General features: G+C 68.5%; 14 protein-coding genes. 5 read left to right on the forward strand and 9 right to left on the reverse strand.

Annotated features, from left to right (window positions below):
* Nucleotides 1–216 precede the first annotated feature (216 nt).
* Entirely contained in the window at nt 217–2,049 is a 1,833-nt protein-coding gene (locus QHF89_RS09530; protein WP_136965714.1) for a B12-binding domain-containing radical SAM protein, read from the forward strand.
* 4 nt (nt 2,050–2,053) lie between these two features.
* On the opposite strand, the gene QHF89_RS09535 is transcribed toward QHF89_RS09530, so the two are convergent.
* Nucleotides 2,054–2,926 (reverse strand): CAP domain-containing protein, encoded by an 873-nt coding sequence (locus tag QHF89_RS09535; protein ID WP_170229123.1) that lies wholly within the window; start codon nt 2,924–2,926, stop codon nt 2,054–2,056.
* 167 nt (nt 2,927–3,093) lie between these two features.
* Between QHF89_RS09535 and QHF89_RS09540 the strand changes: the two genes are divergently transcribed.
* The 3 genes from QHF89_RS09540 to QHF89_RS09550 are packed head-to-tail and all read left to right on the forward strand — an operon-like array spanning nt 3,094 to nt 6,342.
* Complete coding sequence (locus tag QHF89_RS09540; RefSeq protein ID WP_284720293.1) at nt 3,094–4,512, forward strand: hypothetical protein; 1,419 nt, start codon at nt 3,094–3,096, stop codon at nt 4,510–4,512.
* A gap of 36 nt (nt 4,513–4,548) precedes the next feature.
* Nucleotides 4,549–5,505, forward strand: coding sequence for a hypothetical protein (locus QHF89_RS09545; protein WP_136965711.1), 957 nt, complete (start codon nt 4,549–4,551; stop codon nt 5,503–5,505).
* Nucleotides 5,506–5,514: 9 nt separating this feature from the next.
* Nucleotides 5,515–6,342, forward strand: a complete 828-nt coding sequence (locus tag QHF89_RS09550; protein WP_136965710.1) for a hypothetical protein — start codon at nt 5,515–5,517, stop codon at nt 6,340–6,342.
* 783 nt (nt 6,343–7,125) lie between these two features.
* Here QHF89_RS09550 and QHF89_RS09555 read toward each other — a convergent pair.
* Entirely contained in the window at nt 7,126–8,409 is a 1,284-nt protein-coding gene (locus tag QHF89_RS09555) for a thiolase family protein (RefSeq protein ID WP_284720294.1), read from the reverse strand.
* A gap of 14 nt (nt 8,410–8,423) precedes the next feature.
* Complete coding sequence (locus tag QHF89_RS09560; RefSeq protein ID WP_136965708.1) at nt 8,424–10,388, reverse strand: 3-hydroxyacyl-CoA dehydrogenase/enoyl-CoA hydratase family protein; 1,965 nt, start codon at nt 10,386–10,388, stop codon at nt 8,424–8,426.
* 577 nt (nt 10,389–10,965) lie between these two features.
* Between QHF89_RS09560 and QHF89_RS09565 the strand changes: the two genes are divergently transcribed.
* Nucleotides 10,966–11,679 carry a YsnF/AvaK domain-containing protein gene (locus QHF89_RS09565; RefSeq protein WP_284720295.1) on the forward strand — a complete coding sequence of 238 codons (714 nt, stop codon included), beginning with the start codon at nt 10,966–10,968 and terminating at the stop codon, nt 11,677–11,679.
* A 12-nt stretch (nt 11,680–11,691) separates the two neighbouring features.
* Here QHF89_RS09565 and QHF89_RS09570 read toward each other — a convergent pair whose 3' ends face one another.
* The 6 genes from QHF89_RS09570 to QHF89_RS09595 form a co-directional block, all read right to left on the reverse strand.
* Nucleotides 11,692–13,662 (reverse strand): sulfatase, encoded by a 1,971-nt coding sequence (locus QHF89_RS09570; RefSeq protein ID WP_136965706.1) that lies wholly within the window; start codon nt 13,660–13,662, stop codon nt 11,692–11,694.
* Nucleotides 13,659–14,240 (reverse strand): hypothetical protein, encoded by a 582-nt coding sequence (locus QHF89_RS09575; RefSeq protein WP_136965705.1) that lies wholly within the window; start codon nt 14,238–14,240, stop codon nt 13,659–13,661. Before QHF89_RS09575 ends, QHF89_RS09570 begins: the two co-directional genes overlap by 4 nt.
* 141 nt (nt 14,241–14,381) lie before the next feature.
* A complete protein-coding gene (locus tag QHF89_RS09580; protein ID WP_136965704.1) occupies nt 14,382–16,322 on the reverse strand; it encodes a sigma 54-interacting transcriptional regulator in 1,941 nt (646 codons plus the stop codon).
* A 207-nt stretch (nt 16,323–16,529) separates the two neighbouring features.
* Complete coding sequence (locus QHF89_RS09585) at nt 16,530–18,305, reverse strand: HEAT repeat domain-containing protein (RefSeq protein ID WP_136936050.1); 1,776 nt, start codon at nt 18,303–18,305, stop codon at nt 16,530–16,532.
* 244 nt (nt 18,306–18,549) lie between these two features.
* Nucleotides 18,550–19,392 carry an SDR family NAD(P)-dependent oxidoreductase gene (locus QHF89_RS09590; protein ID WP_136965703.1) on the reverse strand — a complete coding sequence of 281 codons (843 nt, stop codon included), beginning with the start codon at nt 19,390–19,392 and terminating at the stop codon, nt 18,550–18,552.
* Between the two features lie 10 nt (nt 19,393–19,402).
* Nucleotides 19,403–20,551 (reverse strand): NAD(P)/FAD-dependent oxidoreductase, encoded by a 1,149-nt coding sequence (locus QHF89_RS09595; RefSeq protein ID WP_136965702.1) that lies wholly within the window; start codon nt 20,549–20,551, stop codon nt 19,403–19,405.
* Between the last annotated feature and the right edge of the window lie 12 nt (nt 20,552–20,563).

Genomic DNA, 20,563 nt, shown 5'->3' on the forward strand with positions numbered 1-20,563 from the left:
GGCCCCCCTGCTATTCACCTCTCGCGCGCCGCGTGTTGACCTATCCCCCCCCGAGGTCCACGTGGCGCGTCTTTTTTTGTGCGCAGTTCGGCGCGTGGCCCCGTCCGATTCGTGCGTCTTCCGGGCTTACCCGGCCGACCGGGCCGAGGGAGAGCGCGATTTTTTGAGGCGCTGGTCCTTCGCGACCCGTTACACTCGGTGCGTCGAGAGGCACCGATGCGTATTGCGCTCCTGTATCCCCCGCCCTGGAAGATCCCGGCTCGCGGCGAGCCGTATGACATGCGCGGCGACGGGCCGCCCGCCGAGTACCGCGAGGGGGATCTCGACGCGGATTTCTACCAGATCCCCTATGGCTTGTTGTCGATCGCGGCGCAGGCCCTTCGCGCCGGTCATCAGGTCAAGGTCCTGAACCTCTCGGCGATGACGTGGGCGAAGGTCGAGGAGGTGCTCGCCTCGCTCGACGCCGATCTCTACGCGATGTCGTGCTGGACCGCGAACCGCCGCGGCGTCGCGCTCGTCGCGAAGGCCATCCGCGCGCGCCGCCCGAAGGCGCCCATCATCGTCGGGGGTCCACACGCGAGCCCGTTCGCGAAGGAGATCCTCGAACACTGGCCCGAGGTGGACGTCGCCACGATCGGCGAGAGTGAAATCACGTTCCTGGAGATCGTGGATCGCCTCGCGGCGGGTCGCAGCTTGCGCGGGCTCGCGGGCGCGGCGTATCGATCCGAAGGCCGCGTGGAGATGGGGCCGAGCCGCGCGTCGATCGAGGATCTCGACACGCTCGCCTCGCCGCACGCGTTTTTCGACACGCACATCCTGATGACGTCCCGCGGCTGCCCGTGGGCGTGCACGTTCTGCGGGGCCGAGAACACCTGGGGACGCGGGTTCCGAGGGCAATCGGTGTCGCACGTGCTCGACGTGCTCGAAACGACCGTGGCGCGGTTGCCCGTGAAGATGATCCTCGTCAAGGACGACACGTTCACCACGAACCGGAAGCGCGTCCTCGACCTGTGCCGCGGCATCCGGGAGCGGAACCTTCGTTTCTTGTGGAGCTGCGATACGCGCGTCGACGTGCTCGGCGAGGAGCTGCTCTACGAGATGCGCCTCGCGGGCTGCGAGCGGCTCTCGCTCGGCGTGGAGAGCGGCTCGCCGCAGATCTTGAAGGCGGTCGACAAGAAGATCACGGTCCAGAAGATCCTCGATTCGACCGCGCTTGCGAAGAAATACGGCATCAAGGTCCGTTATTTCATGATGCTCGGCAACCGCGGCGAGACGGCCGAGACGTTCCGCGAGACCCTCGCGTTCCTCGACCGCGCGCGGCCCCACCAGTACATCTTTTCGTGCCTCTCCATCTACCCCGGCACGCGTGATTACGACGAGGCGACGGCCTCCGGGTGGCTCGACCCGGAAGTGTATTTCACGGGTGATTTCCAGGAGCTCAAGGTCCCGTTCGACGCCTCCGAGGAGGACACGAAGCTCATGAGCGACTGGTTCCGCGAGAACAGCGGCCTGCGCGATCATTTTCGGGAGAGCGCGGCGGAATGCGAGGCGATCCTCGCGCGGCTCGGCGAGCACCACGCGGCGCACCTCGACTGCGCGAGCGCCCATTACCGGGAAAACAACCTGGACGCGGCCGAGCGGCACGCGGCGCGGGCGCTCGAGCTCGGGCACCCCTTGCCCGGGCTCTGCTTGAACATGCTCGCGGTGATCGCGGCCCGGCGCTCGGCCTGGAAGAACATGCAAGACCTCTTCACGGAGGCCTGGCACAAGGACCCGCAGCATTGGGTGCTCGTGCGCAACGTGCAAAAGGTGAAGGCGTGGCTCGATCAGGCGGGGCCGCTGCGGGGCATGCCGCTCGAGCTCGAAGCGCACAACGAGTTTCAGCTCCTCGAACGGACCGTGCAGCCGATGCTCCCGGGGCCGCTCCCGCCCGATTACGCGGCCTGGAGCGCGACCGCGTCGCGCGCGCAGAACCCCGAGATGCGCGCCCCGCAGGCCGGCAGCCACGCTTCCTTCCAGCCGAAGACGCGGCTGCGCGTGGTGACGTGAGGGCTCAGTTGCAGCTCGCCTCCGTCGCTCCGCCGAAGACCGTTGTCCAGTACACGCCGTAATCGCCGCCGCCGGTCGCGCGGCCGATGCCGATCACCGTGTACGAGCTGCCGAGCATGTTTGCGTTGTGTCCGGACGAGTTCTTCCATTGCGTGAAGACCGCGTCGGCGGTGCTGTTGCCCGCGGCGATGTTCTCGCCCATCGCGGTCTGCACGGGACACGCGTGGTCGTAGCAGGCGTCGCACGCGCGGTCGCTGAAGCCCGAGCCGTTCTGGCCGGTGTGCGAGAAATAATTCTGGTCGCGCATGTCCTCGCTGTGGCCCTGCGCGGCGCGGTTCAACGAGGTGCACGCCGCGAGCGGCGGCAGGCCGCTCGTCGCGCGGTAATCGTTCAGGATCGCTAAAAATCCCTTCTCCTCGGCGTCGAGCGCCGTCGTGGCCGCGCCGGCGCCCGTGCACATCGCGCACGCGCCGCAATCGGAGGCGCAGTTCATGCACGTCTCGGCGCCGCTGCAAACTCCATTGCCACAACACGCGCCGCAATCCATCGGGCACGTCTCGCAGCTCTCGCCGCCGCTGCACGTCTTGTCCCCGCAGCCGACGCCGCCGCCGGAGCTCGCCGTGGACGAGGCGCCTCCACCCCCGGCGCCTTGCCCCGCGCCACCCGTGCTTGTCCCCCCCGCACCACCGCCGCCCGCGCCGCCTGCACTGCCTGCGCCGCTGCTCGCAGGGCCATTGTGCACGCCCGCCGAGCCCCCTTCACCTTCGTCCGGGGCTTCGCCATCGTCGGTCCCGCCGATGACGCCGGTGCAGGCGCCGAGCGCGAGCAAAGAAAGGAGCGCGAGGGACGCCGTCACGAAAGCCGAGCGAATTTGCATGCGCCGATTCTACGCCGGACGCGGCGCGCACCTCTACCGAGAACATGCACGATTGCGTGCTTTGCGGGCGGTATCGGTTTGCCGCCGGCGCATTTTTCCGACAAGGGAGCGCTTGTTGCGCTCCGCGCGCGGCGGCAAGCCGCATGCATGGGGGAGAGACCTGTCTCATGCGAGCGCGGCTCCCGACCCCGACCGTGCACCGGCTGATCAGCTCCCCGCTCGGGGCCCTGCTCGATACGCCCACCTATGAACGATTCAAGCTGGAACGTTTGCCGTTCGAGCTGCGCCTCCTGCGCCTTGGCGCCATGGCCGCGGCCCTCGGCTCGTCCGACGCGGACGAATTGATCGCGCGCCTCGGCGTGAAAGACGAGGTCCCGACGACGATGCGGCGCCGCCTCGCCCGTGGGCTCACGCAATTCGCGCGGGCGCGCGCGGCGCGGGAGGACATCACGCGCCGCTGGGAGCGCGCGCTCTGGGGTGAACCCTGGCCGTCGCCCGGACGCGACGAGCTCATCCGGCTGGAAATGGAGCGGCGCGTGCGCGCGCGGCGGTGCCTCGTCCCCCAGCGAACGCTCGGTTTCTTCGCTGCAAAGATCCCCTTTGATCCGATCGCCTTCCACGTCCCCTCGCCCGGCGAGGTCGCGGCGCGGTGGGCGCGGGAGATTGCGCGGCCGGAGCTGCTCTATGGATTGCCCGCGGAGCTGCCTTCGATCGAGCGGTCCCGCGCGCTCCCGGGGCCTGTCGGACCCGAATACTTCCTCCGGTTTCGTTCGCCCTCGCGCATCGGCGATATCGTTCACGCCCGCGTCTTCGAGCCGGAGCGGCGCGAGGAGATCGCGGCGACGTTCCTTTATGCAGGCGGCCTCTTCACGGCCTGCGACGACGATGTGTATTGGCCCGAGGAGGAGGCCATGGGGCGCGGGCTCGCCGCGCGGGGGCATCGCGTCATCCTGCTCGCGCTGCCCTGGCATGGGAGGCGCGCGCCCGCCGGAAAGGCGAGCGGCGAGGCGAGCCTTTCGGCGGGGCCCGAGGGGCTTTTTCGTTTGTGCGCGGCCGGCGCCCAGGAGATGGCGGTGCTCATTGCGTGGGCGCGCGAGCTTGGTTCGTCCGTGGTCGGCATCGGGGGCACGAGCATCGGGGCGCTCGTGGCGCAGGCGGTTTGTGGCCGCGCGCGGAGTTTTCCCCGCGGGATGCGCCCCGACGCCGTCTTCCTCGCCGGCGCGGCCCTCCGGCTCGACGAGGCGATCCTCGACGCGCCCCTCGCCGAACGAATGGGGCTGTCGCAGGCGATCCTGGACGCGGGCTGGACCCGTGAGGCCCTCGCTTGCCTGCGGGATGTCTTTGATCCCCCGAGCGAGCCAGGCATTCCGCCGGAGCGAATTCACGCTGTGCTCGGGCTCTCCGACCCGTTTCTCCCGGCCACGCTCGGGCGCGAGCTTCTGCGCGCGTGGCACGTGCCGGAGGGGAACATAACATTGCGGCCCGGGGGCCAGGTCGGTTTGCTCCTCCACCTCGTTCGGGATTCGGATGCGCGCCTCACCATCGCGGGTGCGCTTCACCGCGCGGCGCGGGCCGTTCGCGCGTGACGTCGGGCCGCGAAGGTGTATCCTCCGCGCCCGCTCATGTCGAACTGGTCGACCTTCACCCTGCCCTTCGAGGGCCTGGAGCTGCCGCGATTCCTCCTCACGCTGGAGCAGTCGCTCGCCGCGTTTCCCGGCGCCCGCGTCACGTTCGTCGAGCTCGACGTCGCTGACGACCCCGACGAACCCCTTTGCGGCATCGAGATCGCCCTGCCGCGCCCGCTCGTCGAGCACCACCGCGCGCCCGACGACCCCGAATTGCCGGAAGAGGAGGACGCCCCGAGCGCCGAGATCACGCTCTCCGCCGAAGGCGAAGAGACGACGCTCGCCGTGGACCTCGAACGAAACGCCTTCGTGATGCCGGTGCTCGTCAAGATCGTCGAGGATGTCCTGCGTCGCCTCGAGGTGATCGAGGAGGACGAAAACGAGGACGAGGAAGAGGACGACGAGGAATTCGAGGACGAGGAAGACGAAGACGAGCTGGACGAGGACGAAGACGAGGAAGAAGACGAGGAAGCGGAAGAAGACGAGGACGACGAGGACGAAGACGGCGAGGACGAGGAAGAGGACGAAGAAGACGAGGTTGGCGAAGCCTTCGAGGCGCTTCGGGTCGTCGCCGCGCGGACGTTCGGGGCCGTAGAAGCGGGCGAGACGTCCTTTTCGTTCATGGTCTCCTGGGAGGAGCCGCCCCGCAAGAAGGGCGTCCGCGTGCGCGCATTCGAGCCCACGTTCGCCATGGGCGAGGGCGCAGGCGCGTCGTGGGTCGCGCTCGAATGCGAGGTTTGCCCACTCGCGGCGCTCGCGCCGTCCGAGGCCGTCGGCATCAATACGGCCGCCGATTTCCAGATCTCCCTCGACGGCGAGACGTACCTCCTCACGACGAGTTATCCCGTGCGCGCGCTCGACGCGTCGTTGTTCCTGGAGATCTCGCTCGCGCTCGCCGAGCAGGCGGACATCCTCGGTCTGGCCATCGAAGAAGGCAAGCTCGCCCGTTCCTGAGAGAAAACCATGCCCCGTCCGTTTTGCTTCACGCTGCCCTACGCTCGGTTCTCCCCGGCCCACGCGCTCGCGAGCCTGGAGGAGGCCATGGCCTTTTTTCCGGACGCGCGCATCGCGCGGGCCATCGTCGACATGGAGCAAGAAGCCCCGCAAGGGCTCGACGTCGACATCGAGCTCGGTCCCTCGCTCCTGCCCGAGTCCGCCGGGGAGGAGCTGCGCATCGGGACGCTCTCGGTGCGATTCGACGGCCAGGCCGTGTCGCTCGTGATCGACCCGCGAGATTCGAGCGCGGTGCTGCCCGCCATTTTCGCAATCGCCGAGACCATGCTCGCGAGCGTGCGAGACCTCGCCGCAGTGGCCGCAGGCGAGGATGTCGAGGAAGAGGAAACGACCGAAGCAGACGTGGATCCGTGGAGCAAACCGGCGTCCTTCGACGATCTCGCGCGTCGCGCACGCCACCTGTTTTCGCTCGATGGGCGTGGCGAGACAGCCTTCGGCGTGACGGTCGCCTGGCAAAAGCCGGTGGGACGAACGCAAGGCCTGCTCGCACACGCGCACACGCCGCGTTTCGAGGAGGAGAGCGGCGGTGAAGGAACGTGGGTGACGCTGGAGAGCCCCGTTTGTCCCAAGAATCGTCTCACGCCGGAGGAGGCGCTGCGCCGGAGCCGCTCGCTCGACGTGGGCGCGCTCTGCGAGCGAGCCGAGCATTACACGATCGTGGCGCGGTATCCGCTGCGAGCGCTGGACCGGGCCCGCTTCGTGGCTATCGCAATGGCCATCGCCGAGCAGGCCGATCGGCTGGAGGCGATGCTCACGGGTGGGAAGGACGAGCTGTAGAGCGAAGCGCGGACAGCTCGATGGCCAACGTCCCGTCGCATGACGTCGTGTCGTGATGCGGTGGCCTCACCTTCCAAACGGCACGCCTCCGTCCCACGCCGCGATGGGGCCGTAGGTCTTCGGCGACGAGCCCGTCTCTCGACGCCACGAGCCCGCCGCGCCTTCCATCGCCCTCGTTCCTCCGAGGCACGACCCCGTATCTCCGGAGACTCGGCCGCACGCTTCCGAGACACGACGTCGTTCCTCCGAGGCACGACGTCGTGTGTCCGGAGACTCGGCCGCACGCCTCCGAGGCACGTCCTCGTTCCTCCGAGGCATGACGTCGTGTGTTCGGAGACTCGGCGGCACGCCCCCGAGACACGTCCTCGTTCCTCCGAGGCATGACGTCGTGTGTTCGGAGACTCGGCGGCACGCCCCCGAGACACGTCCTCGTCCCTCCAAGGCACGACCTCGTGTCTCCGGAGACTCGGCGGCACGCCCCCGAGGCACGACGTCGTTCCTTCGAGGCACGACGTCGTGTGTCCGGAGACTCGGCCGCATGCCCCGATGGTCTTGCCACCGGCCCGCTGGAAGAACTGCGCATCGCGCAGTTCTTCCACCTTCGGTCCAGGGCTGGCCCTGCAAAGGGGGGCGGACAGTTACAAATGATTTCCCCGCATCGACTGCGCTTCGCGCAGTCGATGCTTAGAGGTCCAGGGCTGGCCCTGGTTCGGGTCGAGGGGCGAACAGCCCCCGCGGGGCCCGGGGCAGCGCCCCGGCGCGACGGCTTACGCGTGAGACGCCTCAGCCCATCGACTCGAGCACGAGCGCGATGCCTTGGCCGCCGCCGATGCACATCGTGACGATGCCGTAGCGCTTCTTCGTCCGGCGCAGCGCGTAGGCGCACGTGAGCGTCAGGATTGCGCCTGTTGCGCCGAGCGGGTGGCCGAGCGCGATGGCGTTGCCCATCGGGTTCACGCGCTCCGGGTCGATGCCCATTTTTTCGAAATCGCGGACGCAGGCGATGGCTTGGGGGGCGAACGCTTCGTTGATTTCGACGATGTCGACGTCCTTGCCCGTGATGCCTGCCTTCGCGAGCGCTTTTTTCACGGCGGGGACGGGGCCCCAGCCCATGATTTGCGGGTCGCACGCGGCGACGCCCATGCCTGCGATGCGCGCGAGCGGGCGTGCGCCGTGACGCTCGGCGTCTGACTCTTTGCCGATGAGCATCGCCGCCGCGCCGTCGACGACTGCGCTCGCGTTGCCTGCCGTGATGATGCCGCCTGCCTCGAAGGCGGGCGGCAGGCGCCCCATCTTTGCGGGGCTCGGATCTTCGAGGATGTGCGTGTCGTATTTGAGGACCGTGGGATCTCCGCCGTCGTCTGCGGGGAGCGCGACCGGCTCGATCTCCTCGTCGAAATGGCCTGCGTCGCGGGCGGCCTTCGCGTTCTTGTGGGAGCGGTAGGCGAATGCGTCGGCCTCCTCGCGCTGGATGCCATACCGACGACCGAGCTCCTCGGCCGTGTTTGCCATGGCCATCTTCGCGCTCGGGTCGTAGAGGCTCATGAGGAGCATGTCCTGCAGGTGCGTGCCCGCGGGCAGGCCCTTCGCCTCGATGGGGCCGTATTTTTGCGTCGCTGCGCCGACCTTCTTGCCGCGGTAATCGTAGAGGCAGAAGGGGTATTGCATGCTCTCGGCGCCGCCGACCACGGTGAATGGGCGCTCCTCGTCGTTGCGCAGGCCCGCGAGGAGGATCTCCGCGCCGACGCAGATCGCCTCGGCGCCGCTGCCGCAAATGCGCGCGACCGTGAGGGCCGGGACGTCTTTGCCGAGGCCGCCACGCCAGCGCATGCCCTGCGCGCCGTAGATCGAGTCCCGGTGGCTGTGCTGGGCCATGCCCATCACCACGTGGCCCACGAGGCTGGGGTCGATCTTCGTGCGCCCGAGCGTCGCCTTGATGGCCATGCCGCCGAGCTGGGTCGTGGAGAAACGCGAGAAGAGGCCCGGGGCCTTGTTGTCCACGAGGATGTCGGCGCGCGGGGTGCGACGCCCGCCGTCGAGGATGACGATGCTGGTCTCCTTGCTCATCGAACGCTCCGATCTCATTCGTGGAGGAACGCCGCCGGTACACGCGGGCCGTTCTGGATGAAGTTCTTCATGCCGATGTCGAGGTCGACCGTCTCCTTGCATTGCCCGAAGCCCTTCGCTTCGAGCGCGAGGCCCTCGGCGAGCGGCAAGGCATTGCCGCGGCGGACGACGGAGACCAGAATCGCGTCGATGGCCCGCGAATGATGGCCGAGGTCCGTGGCGGGGAGTTTTTCGGGGACCGCGATCGGGGCCGCATCGACGGGCGCGAGCTTGATCTCGCCCGCGAGGTGCTTTTGCACGAGGGCCTTCGCCTCCCCGAGGAAATCCTTCACGGGGGCGATCGTGGCCCAGCCCCAGGCGTGTGCTTCCTTCGCGCCGACCGAACGGCCCGTGCGGAGGAGGTCGAGCGCGCGCTCGAAGCCGATGAGCCGCGGCAATCGTTGCGTGCCGCCATAACCGGGGATGATGCCGAGGTTCACCTCGGGCTGGCCGAGGACGAGCTCCGGACCGACGACGCGGCCGTGGCACGCCATCGAAATCTCGGCGCCGCCGCCGAGGACGGGGCCATTGAGCGCTGCCACGACGGGCTTCTTCATCGAGGCGATCGTGTCCAGCACCGCGTGGCCGAAATGGCAGATGGCTTCGCAATCGGCCGGCGTCTTCAGCGAGGCGAGCTCGCCGATGTCCGCGCCCGCGAGCGCGCCGTCCTGGCTCGTGAAAATCACGCCCTTGACCGTGTCGTCTGCGGCGAGCTCCTTCATCGATGCCTCGATCTCGGAGAGCGTCTCGCGGTTCAACGCATTGCGCACCTCGGGCCTGCGCACCGAGACGAGCGCGAGGTCGCCGTCCCGCGTGACGACGACGTTCTTGCGGAAGCGCGGGAGGTTCTTCTCGGTGATGCTCTTCGGGACGTGGAATCCCGGATGCGCAGCGGCGTACGTGGTGCAGACGGCGTGCACGCGCTCGATGCCGAACTCCTCGGCGAGCGAGAGCAGGCCCTTGCGGAAGCCGAGCGACATACGCGTGAGCCAGTCGAGGTCCGAGGGGGCGCAGATGTTCTCGTCGGCGACGAAATAGGTGCGCGCGAAGAGCACGGCGAGGATGCGATCGAGGACCGTCTTGCCGAGCGCCGCGTCGTACCGGCCGTCGCCGCGGTTCTTCGGGTCGTGCCAGGGGCGATTGCCGACCTCGCGCAAAATGGCCGGCGGCTCGAACCAAGCGCTGCCCGTGGGCGCATCCCGCATGAGCTCCTGGCAATGGACCGTGAGCAGGTTGCCCCGGGTCAAGTCCATCACGTTGAGCGGGCCGCCGCCGCCGATCGCGTCGTTGACGATCGCGTCGACCTGCGCCGGCGTCGCCACGCCCTCGGCGACGATACGCGCAGCCTCGGAGACGTAATTGCAGAAAATGTCGTCGGCCGCGAAACACGCGACGTCCGCCGTGATGATGGGGACCTTGCCGAGCTTCTCCAGCGTGCGGATCATCCGCTCGCCGAACGTGTCATCCCCCGAGAGGACGACCTCGACCGGGAGAGCGCGCCACGCAGGATAAAAGGGGTGGTTCACGAAGCAACGTTCGGGGTGCTTCGTGCCTTTCGCGATCTCGGCGCGCGGGATGCCGCTCGTGGCGAAGCCAATCAGGCAGTCGGGCCGGACCGTGGCCTCCAGCGCGGCGATGATCTTGCGCTTGATGGGGAGATCCTCGGTCGCAGCCTCGAGGACGTAATCACACGCGGCGAGGTCCGCGAGGGAGAGGGTCGGGACGAGGGCCTCTTTCACGGCGCGCGCGGCGCTCTCGGAGAGCTTGCCGCGGGCAAGGGCCTTCGTCACATAGGTCCCGATACGAGCCATGCCCGCGTCGAGCGCCTCTTGCTTGATGTCGTGCAAATAAACGCGGCCACCTTCCCTGGCGATGGCAGATACGAAGCCGTACGCCAGATCCGGGCCGATCGATCCCGAGCCGATCACGCCAACGATCATGTGTGAGAACACCTCCGGCGCGTCGGGGCGGCCCGCGGGCCGGGTGCCTCCGAAGCAGGGCCGGCCCTTATCACCGGAAGGCCGCGGCGCCAAGGCTCGGCGCGGTTCGCTGTCGACGGCGCAGAGCTGGGGCGTTGCCCCAGGCCCCACCCGGGGCTGTCCGCCCCGGGACCCGGACCAGCGAGGCGCTGGACCCAGGACGATGAACTGCGCGACGCGCAGTTCATCGAACAGCCGGGGTCAAGACCGCCGACGACCCTGCCAACGGAAGCCGCTGCGCCGCAGGCTCAACCGGCAGCGTGCCCGTCGCCCGCTTGAACCCCACCTCCATGGTCTTGCCACCGGCCCGTTGGAAGAACTGCGCATCGCGCAGTTCTTCCACCTTCGGTCCAGGCCGTGCCTGGTCCGGGGTCGAGGGGGCGGACAGCCCCCCGCGGGGTCCGGGGCAGCGCCCCGGCGTGCCGGCCGTCCCCATTGTGGGCATGCGCATTGCAATTTCTACCCGGAACGGTCGCCGCGGACCGACGGTCTTGGCGTGCGATCGAGCGGTCACAACCCTTTGCGAAGGAGGCGCGTCATGGTGAACCCGTTCGTCGATCAGGTCCGGGAAGGGATGGAGGTCCGCACCTTGGACGGGCACAAGCTCGGCAAGGTGGTGTCGGTCCATGCGAATGACTTCGTGGTGGAGAAAGGGTTCTTTTTCCCGAAAGATTACATGATTTCCTGCGACGACATCGCGGAGGTCCGCGAGGAGACGCTCGTGCTTTTGCGGCGCCGGGAAGAGCTCAGCTTCGAGGGCGGGGCCTTTTCGTCGCGCGCCGCGACGCACCAGGAGCCGCTTCAGTCCGCGTTGCGGCTCGAAGAGGCGGAGCGGACGGAGGAGGCTGCCCGGTTGGCCTTGCACGAGGAACAGGTGCAGGCGACGACCCACACCGAGCAAGTGGGCGAGGTGCACATTCACAAGGACGTGGTGACGGAGGAACGGCTGCTCACGGTGCCTGTGAAGCGCGAGGTGGTGACGGTCGAGCGCTTGCCCGTCGCCGCGCAAGGAGCGCGCACCTCCGCCAGCGAGGGGAAGGTCTTTCAGGAAGAATCGATCGTCGTTCCGATTCGCGAGGAAGTGGTCGATCTCCACAAGCGCTCCGTGGTGACGGAGGAGATCGTCGTCATGCGGGCGACCGAGCAGACCGAGGCGCCGGTGAGCACGACGATTCGGCGTGAGGTGGCCGAGGTCATTTCGGAAGGGGAGGTGGATACACACGAGGTGCCGCTGCGCAAGACGGGCACGTGAAGGCAGGCGGCGTCAGCGGAGCGAGCCGGCGAGGCTTTGGGCGAGGCGAGCCGCCTCCTCGGGGCGCTCGTCCGCGAGATTGAAATACCCCTCGGGATCCGCTTCGAGATCGACGAGCACGCTCCGCTGCGCGCGGACGTCGAACGAATAAAACCACGGGAAGCGGACGATCCCGATCTCCATGGGGATCGCTCTTTCGGCATACCCCACGTTCTCGAAGACGAGCGAGCGAGACAGGCCCTCGGCGCCCCCGGGAGAGATCTGCAAAGGGCGACCGGGGAGATTCGCGTCGAGGATCCCTGCCGCGGCGAGGAGCGTGGGCGCCACGTCGGCGTGACCCACGGCGGATGCTTCGATCCGCGGCGCGACACCGGGAAAACGCGCGACGAACGGAATGGTGATGTGAAGCGGATGCGCGAGGCCGTGGTGGACGAGGCCCCGCTCGCCGAGCCCTTCGCCGTGATCCGCGAGCACGAGGAGCGTGGTCGCGCTCCAGCGCGGCGAGGCGCGCAGAAAGGAGACGAGGCGGCCGAGCTCCTTGTCCACGAGGCGGACGGCCTCGGCGTATCCGGCGGGGATCGGCTGCGGGAGCTGCGCGTGATCGTGCGGCTCCATGAAATGGATCCAGGCAAAGAGGGGCGCGCGGCGGTCGGGGCGTGAAGCCACGCGGGTGAACGCGTCCACGAGGTCCGGCGCGCGGAGCGGGGCGTGGTCGTTTTCCTCGACGACCCGGGAAAAACCGAGCGCGAGGGAAGGGTAATACGAGACGAGGCGGCCGCCGACGAGGGCGACGGTCTCGTACCCGAGGGCGCCGAGGCGGCGCGCGACCGTGTTCGTATCGGGGGAGAGCGGGGCGGGGACGCTGCTGCGGACGGCGAGGTGGACGAGGTCGCGCTCGGGTTTGCCCGTCATGATGCGCGTGACGGCGCCAATCGTGGCCGGCGCGGACGCATAGGCGTGGCGGAAGACGACGCTCTCGGCCGCGAGCGCGGCGAACGCGGGCATGTGGGTATCGATGACGCGGTCCGGGCCATAAAGGCGATCGGCGCGGAGGGTATCGATCGTGACGAGGAGGATATCGTCACGCGGCGCGGGCGTGTTCGTCGTGGGAGGCTCCGCGGCGGCCGTATTCGTGGGCGGCGAGGCCGTGGCGCGCGTGACGGCGCGCGTGAGCTCGTCGGCGAAAGGCTCGGGGCGAAGGCGCGGGAGCTCGCGCAGGAAGGCCGAGGGCAAGGTGCGACCCATGCGGAGGAGGTGATAGCTGCGCGCCGAGGTGCCCGTGATCGATATCGCAGCGACCCAGGCGAGCGCGCCGAGGGAGAGGGCGGCCTGCGCGCGGCGCGAAATGCGGCGGAGGAGCGAGAAACACGCGAGGCAGGCGACGCCGAACGAGGCGGCGACGAGCGCGATGTACGTCTGCTGCGAATGCGGCGAGCGCAAAAAGGAGACGATCGCGGCGAGCTCGCTCGTGGCGAGGAGCACAGGCAGGGCCCAGCGCCGGGCCGCGAGGAGGGAGAGGGCGAGGTCCACGGCGCGCCGCGCGAGGCCAAACGCGAGGGCAAACGCCGCCGTGGCGAGGAGCACGCCCGCCGCGACGAACACATGCCGCTTGAGCGTGGCCGGCAGCGTGGTGGCGTGGTTCGTCAGGGGGATGATCGTCAAGGACAAACCACCGACGAGGAGGAGCGCGGTGATCCGATCGACCCGGCGGGCGCGCGCCTCGGGCGCATCGGGCGCGGAGGCGCGTCGTCGCGAGAGGACGGTCGCGAGGGCGAACGCGGCGCCGCCGAGCAGGCCCGCGCCGAGATACACGGCGCCCGCGGCGGCGAGTGCGCCTGCGATCTCACGCAAGGGCGCGGGCGGCGTGCGCGAGCGGAGGACGAGCAAGATGGCGTCGGCCAGGGTGGCCCCGAGGCCCCCGGCGGCCCCCGCGGAGAGCGCCGCGAGCAGCGTCCCCCGCGAGGGTGCGTGCGGCGGGGTCACCCGTCGCCGTGACCGCCCGAGGGCGAACGGGGGGTGACCGGGATCCGAACCGTGGCCGGCGTCGGCGTGCGCCCGCTGACCGGCCCCCGCAGGCTCGCCGGTGTGCCCGTGCTCTGCGGGACGCCGGCGCTCACCGGCTGCGCGCTGATGGGGCCGCCCTGCTCGCGCCGCTCGATGACCTCACGCAGGCGCGCCCGCTCGGGCAAGGTCACGATGTCACCGAGAAAGTTCTCGGCCTCGCGCACCTCGCGGAAGGCGCGGCGCTGCGGGTGGAAGGCGTCGCGGAGGATGCGCTGCATCTGGAGCGAGAGCGTGGGGCTCGCGCTGAGGACCAGGGCCGCGCGGAGCAGGCGCGGCTCGTTCCGCATCGTCGCGACGTACGCCTCGACCATGTCGGGCGGGAAGACGTTCGCGTCGCTCAAATCGACGAAGACGATGTAGCTCCCGAGCACCGACTGGAGCATCGCGTCATGATCACGACGCCAGCCAATGGCTTCTCCCTCACCGACCGGCGACCAGAACCGGACCTCGATCAGCCTGCCGACGTGGCTCTCGATGCTGTACATCGTCGGGAGCAAGCGTAACCGAGGTACGCTTCCCCCTCAAGGCCGGCGTGCCCACGAGGGGCCCCGACGAACGGAGCGCCGGGGCGCGAGGCATGGGTCCCGGACGGATCCCTGCGCGACAAACCTGCGGGGTTGTCCGGGCAATACGCTGGATCAGATGCCGTATTGGCGGAGCTTCTTGTGCAGGCCCTCGCGGGTGATGCCGAGGGTCTTGGCGGCGTTCGTCTTGTTGTTGTTGTGATCGCGCAGGGCTTCGAGGAGGAGGTATTTCTCCACGACGTCCATCATGTCCTTGAGCGTGCCGCGCGCGACACCGGCGCGGTTGACGAGGCCCTCGACCTGGCGGATTCGCGGGGAGAGGAGGTCGGGCGTGGCGAACGCGCCGGGGTCGAGCTGGATCACGATGCGCTGGACCTCGTTCTGGAGCTCGCGCACGTTGCCGGGCCAGTCGTAGGCGACCATGAGCTCCATCGCCTGCTGGCTGAAGCCGCCCACGTGCTTGCCGAGCTCCTCGGCGTAACGCTGGAGGAAATGCGAGGCGAGGAGCGGAATGTCCTCGCGGCGCTCGCGGAGCGGCGGCAGGCGGAGCGGGAACTGGCTCAGGCGATAGTAGAGATCCTCGCGGAAGCGGCCCTTCCGGACTTCCTCTTCGAGGTTTCGGTTCGTCGCGGTCACGATTCGCACGTTGACGTGCTTCGGGGTCGTGGCGCCGACGGGGCGGATCTCGCCCTCCTGCAGCGCGCGCAGGAGCTTCGATTGCAAGGAGAGCGGCGTCTCGGTGATCTCGTCGAGGAAGAGGGTGCCGCCGTCGGCGATCTCGAAGAGGCCCTTCTTGTCCTCGGTCGCGCCCGTGAACGAGCCCTTCTTGTGGCCGAAGAGCTCGCTCTCGAGGAGCGTCTCGGCGAGCGCGGCGCAGTTCTGCGCGACGAAGAGCTTGTCGCGGCGGTTCGAGCCGTAATGGATGCGCGCCGCCATGACCTCCTTGCCCGTGCCGGTCTCGCCTTCGAGCAGGACGGTGACGCGCGTGTTCACGACCTTCTGGATCTGCGCGAGGACACGCTGCATCGGCTCGCTCTGGCCGATGATGACGACGTCCTTGCCGCCGCGGCGCTTCTCCTCGCGGCCCTTCAAGAAGGTGTTCTCCTTCTGCAAGCGCTCCTCGGCGGAGACGAGGCGCTTGATGAGGCGCGCGTTCGCGACGGCGAGCGAGGCGTTGTACGCGAGGACGCCGAGGAGCTCGACGTCGTGCGCGTGGAGCATGCCGGGCGCGCTGCGGTTGTCGATCTGGAGGACGCCGATGATGTCCTCGCCGCGGAAGAGAGGGACGCCGATGGTGCTGCGGATGGAGGCGCCCATGATGGACTCGGTGCGGCCGACGTCGGTGGGCGCGTCGGCGGCGAGCACGGCGGCGCGCTCCTTGACGACCTTGCGATAGACGCTGCGCGCGACGGGCACGGGGCCGCGCGGCGGGCCGCCCGCGCCGTTCGCGAGGCGCACGCGGGTCATGACAGGCACGTAGGCAGCAGCGCCGGGATCCCGGCCGTCTTCGTCGTCGCGCAGGATGACGGTGGCGTGCGTCGCGCTCGGGACGAGGAAGAGGGAGGCGTCGGCGACCTCGATGAGGACCTGATCGAGATCGCTGCCCGCGCCGATGCGCTTCTGCGCGGCGTAGAGCTTCGAGAGCAGGCCGGGATCACGCTCGATCGCCGCGGCGGCGGGGACGATCTCCTCGATCGGCTTGATCTGCACGACGCGGGCTTTGTCGCCGTCGTCGGAGAGGGTGACGCGGAGGGCGGCCACGTTGTCGCCGGTGCCGAGCTCGACGATGTCGCCGGACTCGAGCTCGACGGGCCCGGTCTCGGGCGTCACGCGCCTGCGCTCCTCGCTCCGGACGAGCGTCGTGCCGTTCGTCGAGCGCAGGTCGTGCAAGGCAGCGCGATCGGCGCCGACGACGATGCGCGCATGCTCCCCGGAGACGTGCTGGTCTTCGAGCACGACGTCGTTCGATGGAGCGCGCCCGATGCGAACGACCTCCTCGCCGATCTCGAACGTTCGACCCGCAGCGATCCCCTGCGTTACCTCCAGCACGAGCATAAAGCGGCGGGATACTACGCTTGGTTGCACGCGCGCCGAAAACAAAACCCCCGCGCGCGCGAAGAACCAACCCCACGCAACAAAACCCCCGGGCTTCGAAACGAAAACCCCCTCTCCCGGAAGGAGAGGGGGCGGGGGTTTGGGGGCGTAGCTCGGCTCGTCCGAGCGTAGCCCCCATCGTTCACTGCGGGGTGTGGGAGTTCCAGTTTACTGGCTGCGCGCGTTCAAGCGGTAGATGACCGTCTTGAAGGGGTTGACCGCGGCGATCTTGTTGCTGTCCTTCGTCGCCTCGGCCTCGTCGACCATCTTCTGGAGCTGGCCGGCGATGGTCGCATCGCCCTTCGCCGAGCGGCGGTCGATCACCTGCACCGAGATGAACTTCGCGGCCGCGTTCGTGACCTTCGGCAGGATCTCGACGAGCTTCGGGCGCGCGGCGTCGCCGCCGAGCACGCCGATCATGTACGCGCTCTTCATGCCGATGAACTGCTTGTCGCCGACGTGCGAGTTCGGATCGCTGAGCTTGCCGTAGTAGCAGTCGAGCTTGTCGCCGCACTCCTTCAGGAGGTCGGTGGCCGTCTTGTATTCCTTCTCGTAGCCCTTGCCGAGCGTGGAAGGCTTGCCATCGGGGCCGTTGATCTTGGAGTTGAAGAGCTTGTCGACCTCGGGGATCTGGTCGGCCTTCATCAGCTTCATCGCCGTGAGCAGCGTCGCGGCGCGCATCGGCTCGAGGTCGGCGTCCTCGCCCTTCGCGTCGAGCGCGTTCTTCACCATCCAGGGCACGAGGTTCGCGTCGAAGAGGTAGCCCATCGTCTCGAGGAGCTGATCACGCGCGCCGACGCCGGGCGGGATCGTCATCGTGATCGAGGTCTTCTCGTAGACGCCCTGCACCGCCTTGAGGCTCGTCTCCGAGGCCGGGAGCTTGAGCAGCTCGCGGGCGATGACGACCTTGCCGGTGTCGTCGGCCTTGGCGATCGCGTCGATCATGGGCTGCACGGCCTCCTCGCGGCCGATGCTGCCGAGGATGAGCGCGGAGGGCGCGACGTGCGCCGTGTCCCCCTGCTTCGTGGCGGCCTCGGGCACCTTGCCGTCCTCGCCCTTGTTCGCGAGGAGGAACTCCTCCTTCGCGTACTTCATGAGATCGGCGTCAGCACCCTGGAGGAGCTTCACCGTCGGCTCGATCGAGGGCTTGCCGATCTTGATGAGCGCGTAGATCGCCGTCGCTTGCGCGTCCGCCTTCGTGGGCGAGAGGACGATCTTGATGAGCGGCTGCACCGCCTTCGCGCTCTTGAGCTGGCCGAGGATTTCGCCGCAGGTGATCTGCCAGTAGAACTGGTCCTTGAGGACGTTGATGTCCTTGCGGTCGGCGATCGGGACCTCGATCTTCTTGATGCAGTCGGCTTCCCAGGAGGGCTCGGCGAGCTCGAGCAGCGCGTCGTGCACGTCGCGCGTGATGAGCGAGGCCTTCGGCTTCGAGTGGCGGAGCTTCGAGAACGCCTCGAAGAGCGGGCCCGCCGCCTCCTTCGCCTTCATCGGACCGACGCCGCGCGCCGCGGCGCGCACGTCTTCTTCCGTGCTGTCGGGCTTGTAGTCCTTCAGCGTCTTGATGAGGCACGGCGCGCCGCGAAGATCACGCGCGTCGGAGAGGAACTTGACGACCTTCGACTGCGTCTTCTCGTCGAGATCGCCGGTCGCACAGATCTGCGACATCGGCTCGACGATCTTGTCGAGCAGCGGCTTGACGTTCGGACCGTTCCTGTCCTTGGCGTCCTTCGTCATCGCGTCTTCGAAGAACTGGACGAGACGGCTCACGGCAGGCACGCGCGTGGCCGGATCCGAGAGCTTCTTGACGTGCGTCAGGGGGTCGTTCTCGTCCCCCCCACAGCCAACGATGGCGCTCGTGGCGACAGTCACCCCCGAGGCGACGACAGCCCCCAAGAGGAGCGAACGAAGGGTGGGGTAAATTCGGCGTGCAGTGCGGACCATGTCTTCCTCCGGCGTTCCCTCAGGAGCGGCCTTGGCACGGCGGTCGTGCGTTGGATGGGTCCTAGATGCCCCCCGCATCACGACGACCACGGTGCCACTAGCGAGCGGAAACGAATGACAGCGCTTTGCCGAAGACCAGCGGGCTCGCGTTCCCCGGAAGGCCAAGTCCCCCGGATGACTACAGAAAGCGACCCAGCTCGCCTGCGATCTAGGGTCCGCACGCTATGCGTGGTCGCTCGACGTGTCAACGAACCCGCGAAAGCGCGAGCGCTCGGCGCAGCCCCAGCGCGAATAAACGGTCAGGCATCACACCGCGTAGGGTCGTCATCGCGAACCCGTCCCGACCGACGATCGTCCGGAACGGGGGAGACGGCGCTCCGACGAGGCGCGCGAGGGTGCGACCCACCTCGTCCGGCGGTGGCGCACGCCTGGCTCCACCGATGGCGAGATCCTCGATCCTGCGGATGAGCGGTCCGTAGGGGCCCTCGTCGGCGACGTGCGCGCCGCGCTTCATGTTCTCGAAGAAGATCGGCGTGCGGAAGGTGCCGGGCGCGACGACGAGGACGTCGATCCCGAAGGGCTCGACCTCCCAGCGCAGCGCTTCGCTGAAGCCCTCCACGGCGTGCTTCGTCGCTGCGTAGATCGAGAGGCACGGCATGGCGACGCGGCCCGAGGTGCTCGACACGTTGAGGATGCGGCCGCGGCCGGCGCTGCGCATCGAGGGGAGGATCGCGCGCGTGGTCGCCATGAGCCCGAGCACGTTCGTCTCGAGCTGCAGGCGCACGTCTTCTTCCGACTGCTCTTCGAAGGGCCCGCCGATCGCGATGCCTGCGTTGTTGACGAGCGCGAAGAAGGGTCCGTACTTGAGGACGAGCTCGCGGATCTTGTCGCCCGCGCTCGACGAGGTCACGTCGAGCTGCTCGATGTCGACCGAGACGCCGCGCGCTTTCGCGGCCTGCTCGAGGGCCTCGCGCCGTGCGAGGTCGCGCATCGTCGCCACGACTTGGTGTCCCGCCGCCGCGCACTCGATCGCCGCGGACAAACCGATGCCGCTCGACGTCCCCGTGATCAGGACAAGCTTTGCCACGCGCGGCAGTTTAGCCGATGATCATGCTTTCCGAGAGCAACTTGCCCTCGGCGAACCTGCGCAGGTTCCAGCGGTCGAAGAGCGGCAGCTTCGTGCCCTCGGCGATGTGCTGCGCGAGGAGCTTGCCCATCACGGGCGCCATCATGAAGCCGTGGCCCATGAAGCCCGAGGCTTGGTAGAAATGTTCGATCGCATCGACCTCGCCGACGATGGGGTTCGCGTCGGGCGTGAGGTCGTAGCAGCCCGCCCACTGGCGAAGGACCTTCACCCGGCCGAGGAGAGGGACCGTGCGCGTGAGGGCGCGCGCGTAGAGCGCGAGGAAGCGGTGGGACGAGCCCATGTCGAGGCCCTCGGGGACGTCCTCGTTGGAGATGCCTCCGACGATCTCGCCGCGCATCGACTGCGAGAAGTACAGGCCGTTCGAGAGGTCCGCGACGAGCGGCTTGAGCCAGGGCTTGAGCGGCTCGGTGGAGCAGATCTCGTGGCGGTGCGGGCGGTTCGGTAGCTCCACGTCGAGCAGGGCCGCGAGCTCTGGGCTCCACGCGCCGCAGGCGTTGACGACGCGGTTCGTGCGGATTCGGCCCTTGTTCGTCACGACGCCCTCGATCCGCGCGCCGCGCGTCTCGAAGCCCGTGACCTCGGTGAAGGTCTCGATGTCGACGCCGAGCTTCTGCGCGCACTCGGCGTAGCCCCAGACGAACGGCCAAGGGAAGACGACGGCGTCGTCGGGGTTGTAGCTCGCGAGCAGGACGCCCTCGATGTCGAGTTCGGGCACGATGCGCTTGGCCTCTTTGGGTTCGAGCAGGCGCGTCGCGAGGCCACACTCGTTCTGCACGCGCACGCTCTTTTCGAGGTTCTTCCGCGCGGGTTCATTGCGGACGAGGAAGAGGTAGCCGCCCTGGCGGAACCAGACGTTGATCTTCATCTCGGCCGCGAAGTCGCGGCACATGCGGATGCTCTCCTGCATGAGCCGGATGTTCTCTTCGCTGCCGAACTGGGCCCGCACGCCGCCGCCGTTGCGGCCGCTCGCTCCGCCGCAGAGGTAGCCCTTCTCGACGACGACCGTGTCCGTGATGCCGTGGTCTTTCGCGAGGTGCCAGGCGACGGACAGGCCCATGATCCCGCCCCCCACGATCACCACGCTGGCTCGATCGCGCATGGTGGGCGGAGC

The organism is Polyangium sorediatum (assembly GCF_029946465.1).
Taxonomy (GTDB): Bacteria; Myxococcota_A; Polyangia; order Polyangiales; family Polyangiaceae; genus Polyangium; species Polyangium fumosum.

What these genes read in the sequence shown, in the direction of transcription:
- QHF89_RS09530 (WP_136965714.1), top strand. Translation starts at nt 217, where the DNA reads ATGCGTATTGCGCTCCTGTATCCCCCGCCCTGGAAGATCCCGGCTCGC.
- QHF89_RS09580 (WP_136965704.1), bottom strand. Translation starts at nt 16,322, where the DNA reads ATGCTCGTGCTGGAGGTAACGCAGGGGATCGCTGCGGGTCGAACGTTC.
- QHF89_RS09585 (WP_136936050.1), bottom strand. Translation starts at nt 18,305, where the DNA reads ATGGTCCGCACTGCACGCCGAATTTACCCCACCCTTCGTTCGCTCCTC.
- QHF89_RS09545 (WP_136965711.1), top strand. Translation starts at nt 4,549, where the DNA reads ATGTCGAACTGGTCGACCTTCACCCTGCCCTTCGAGGGCCTGGAGCTG.
- QHF89_RS09555 (WP_284720294.1), bottom strand. Translation starts at nt 8,409, where the DNA reads ATGAGCAAGGAGACCAGCATCGTCATCCTCGACGGCGGGCGTCGCACC.
- QHF89_RS09535 (WP_170229123.1), bottom strand. Translation starts at nt 2,926, where the DNA reads ATGCAAATTCGCTCGGCTTTCGTGACGGCGTCCCTCGCGCTCCTTTCT.
- QHF89_RS09550 (WP_136965710.1), top strand. Translation starts at nt 5,515, where the DNA reads ATGCCCCGTCCGTTTTGCTTCACGCTGCCCTACGCTCGGTTCTCCCCG.
- QHF89_RS09540 (WP_284720293.1), top strand. Translation starts at nt 3,094, where the DNA reads ATGCGAGCGCGGCTCCCGACCCCGACCGTGCACCGGCTGATCAGCTCC.
- QHF89_RS09595 (WP_136965702.1), bottom strand. Translation starts at nt 20,551, where the DNA reads ATGCGCGATCGAGCCAGCGTGGTGATCGTGGGGGGCGGGATCATGGGC.
- QHF89_RS09560 (WP_136965708.1), bottom strand. Translation starts at nt 10,388, where the DNA reads ATGATCGTTGGCGTGATCGGCTCGGGATCGATCGGCCCGGATCTGGCG.
- QHF89_RS09565 (WP_284720295.1), top strand. Translation starts at nt 10,966, where the DNA reads ATGGTGAACCCGTTCGTCGATCAGGTCCGGGAAGGGATGGAGGTCCGC.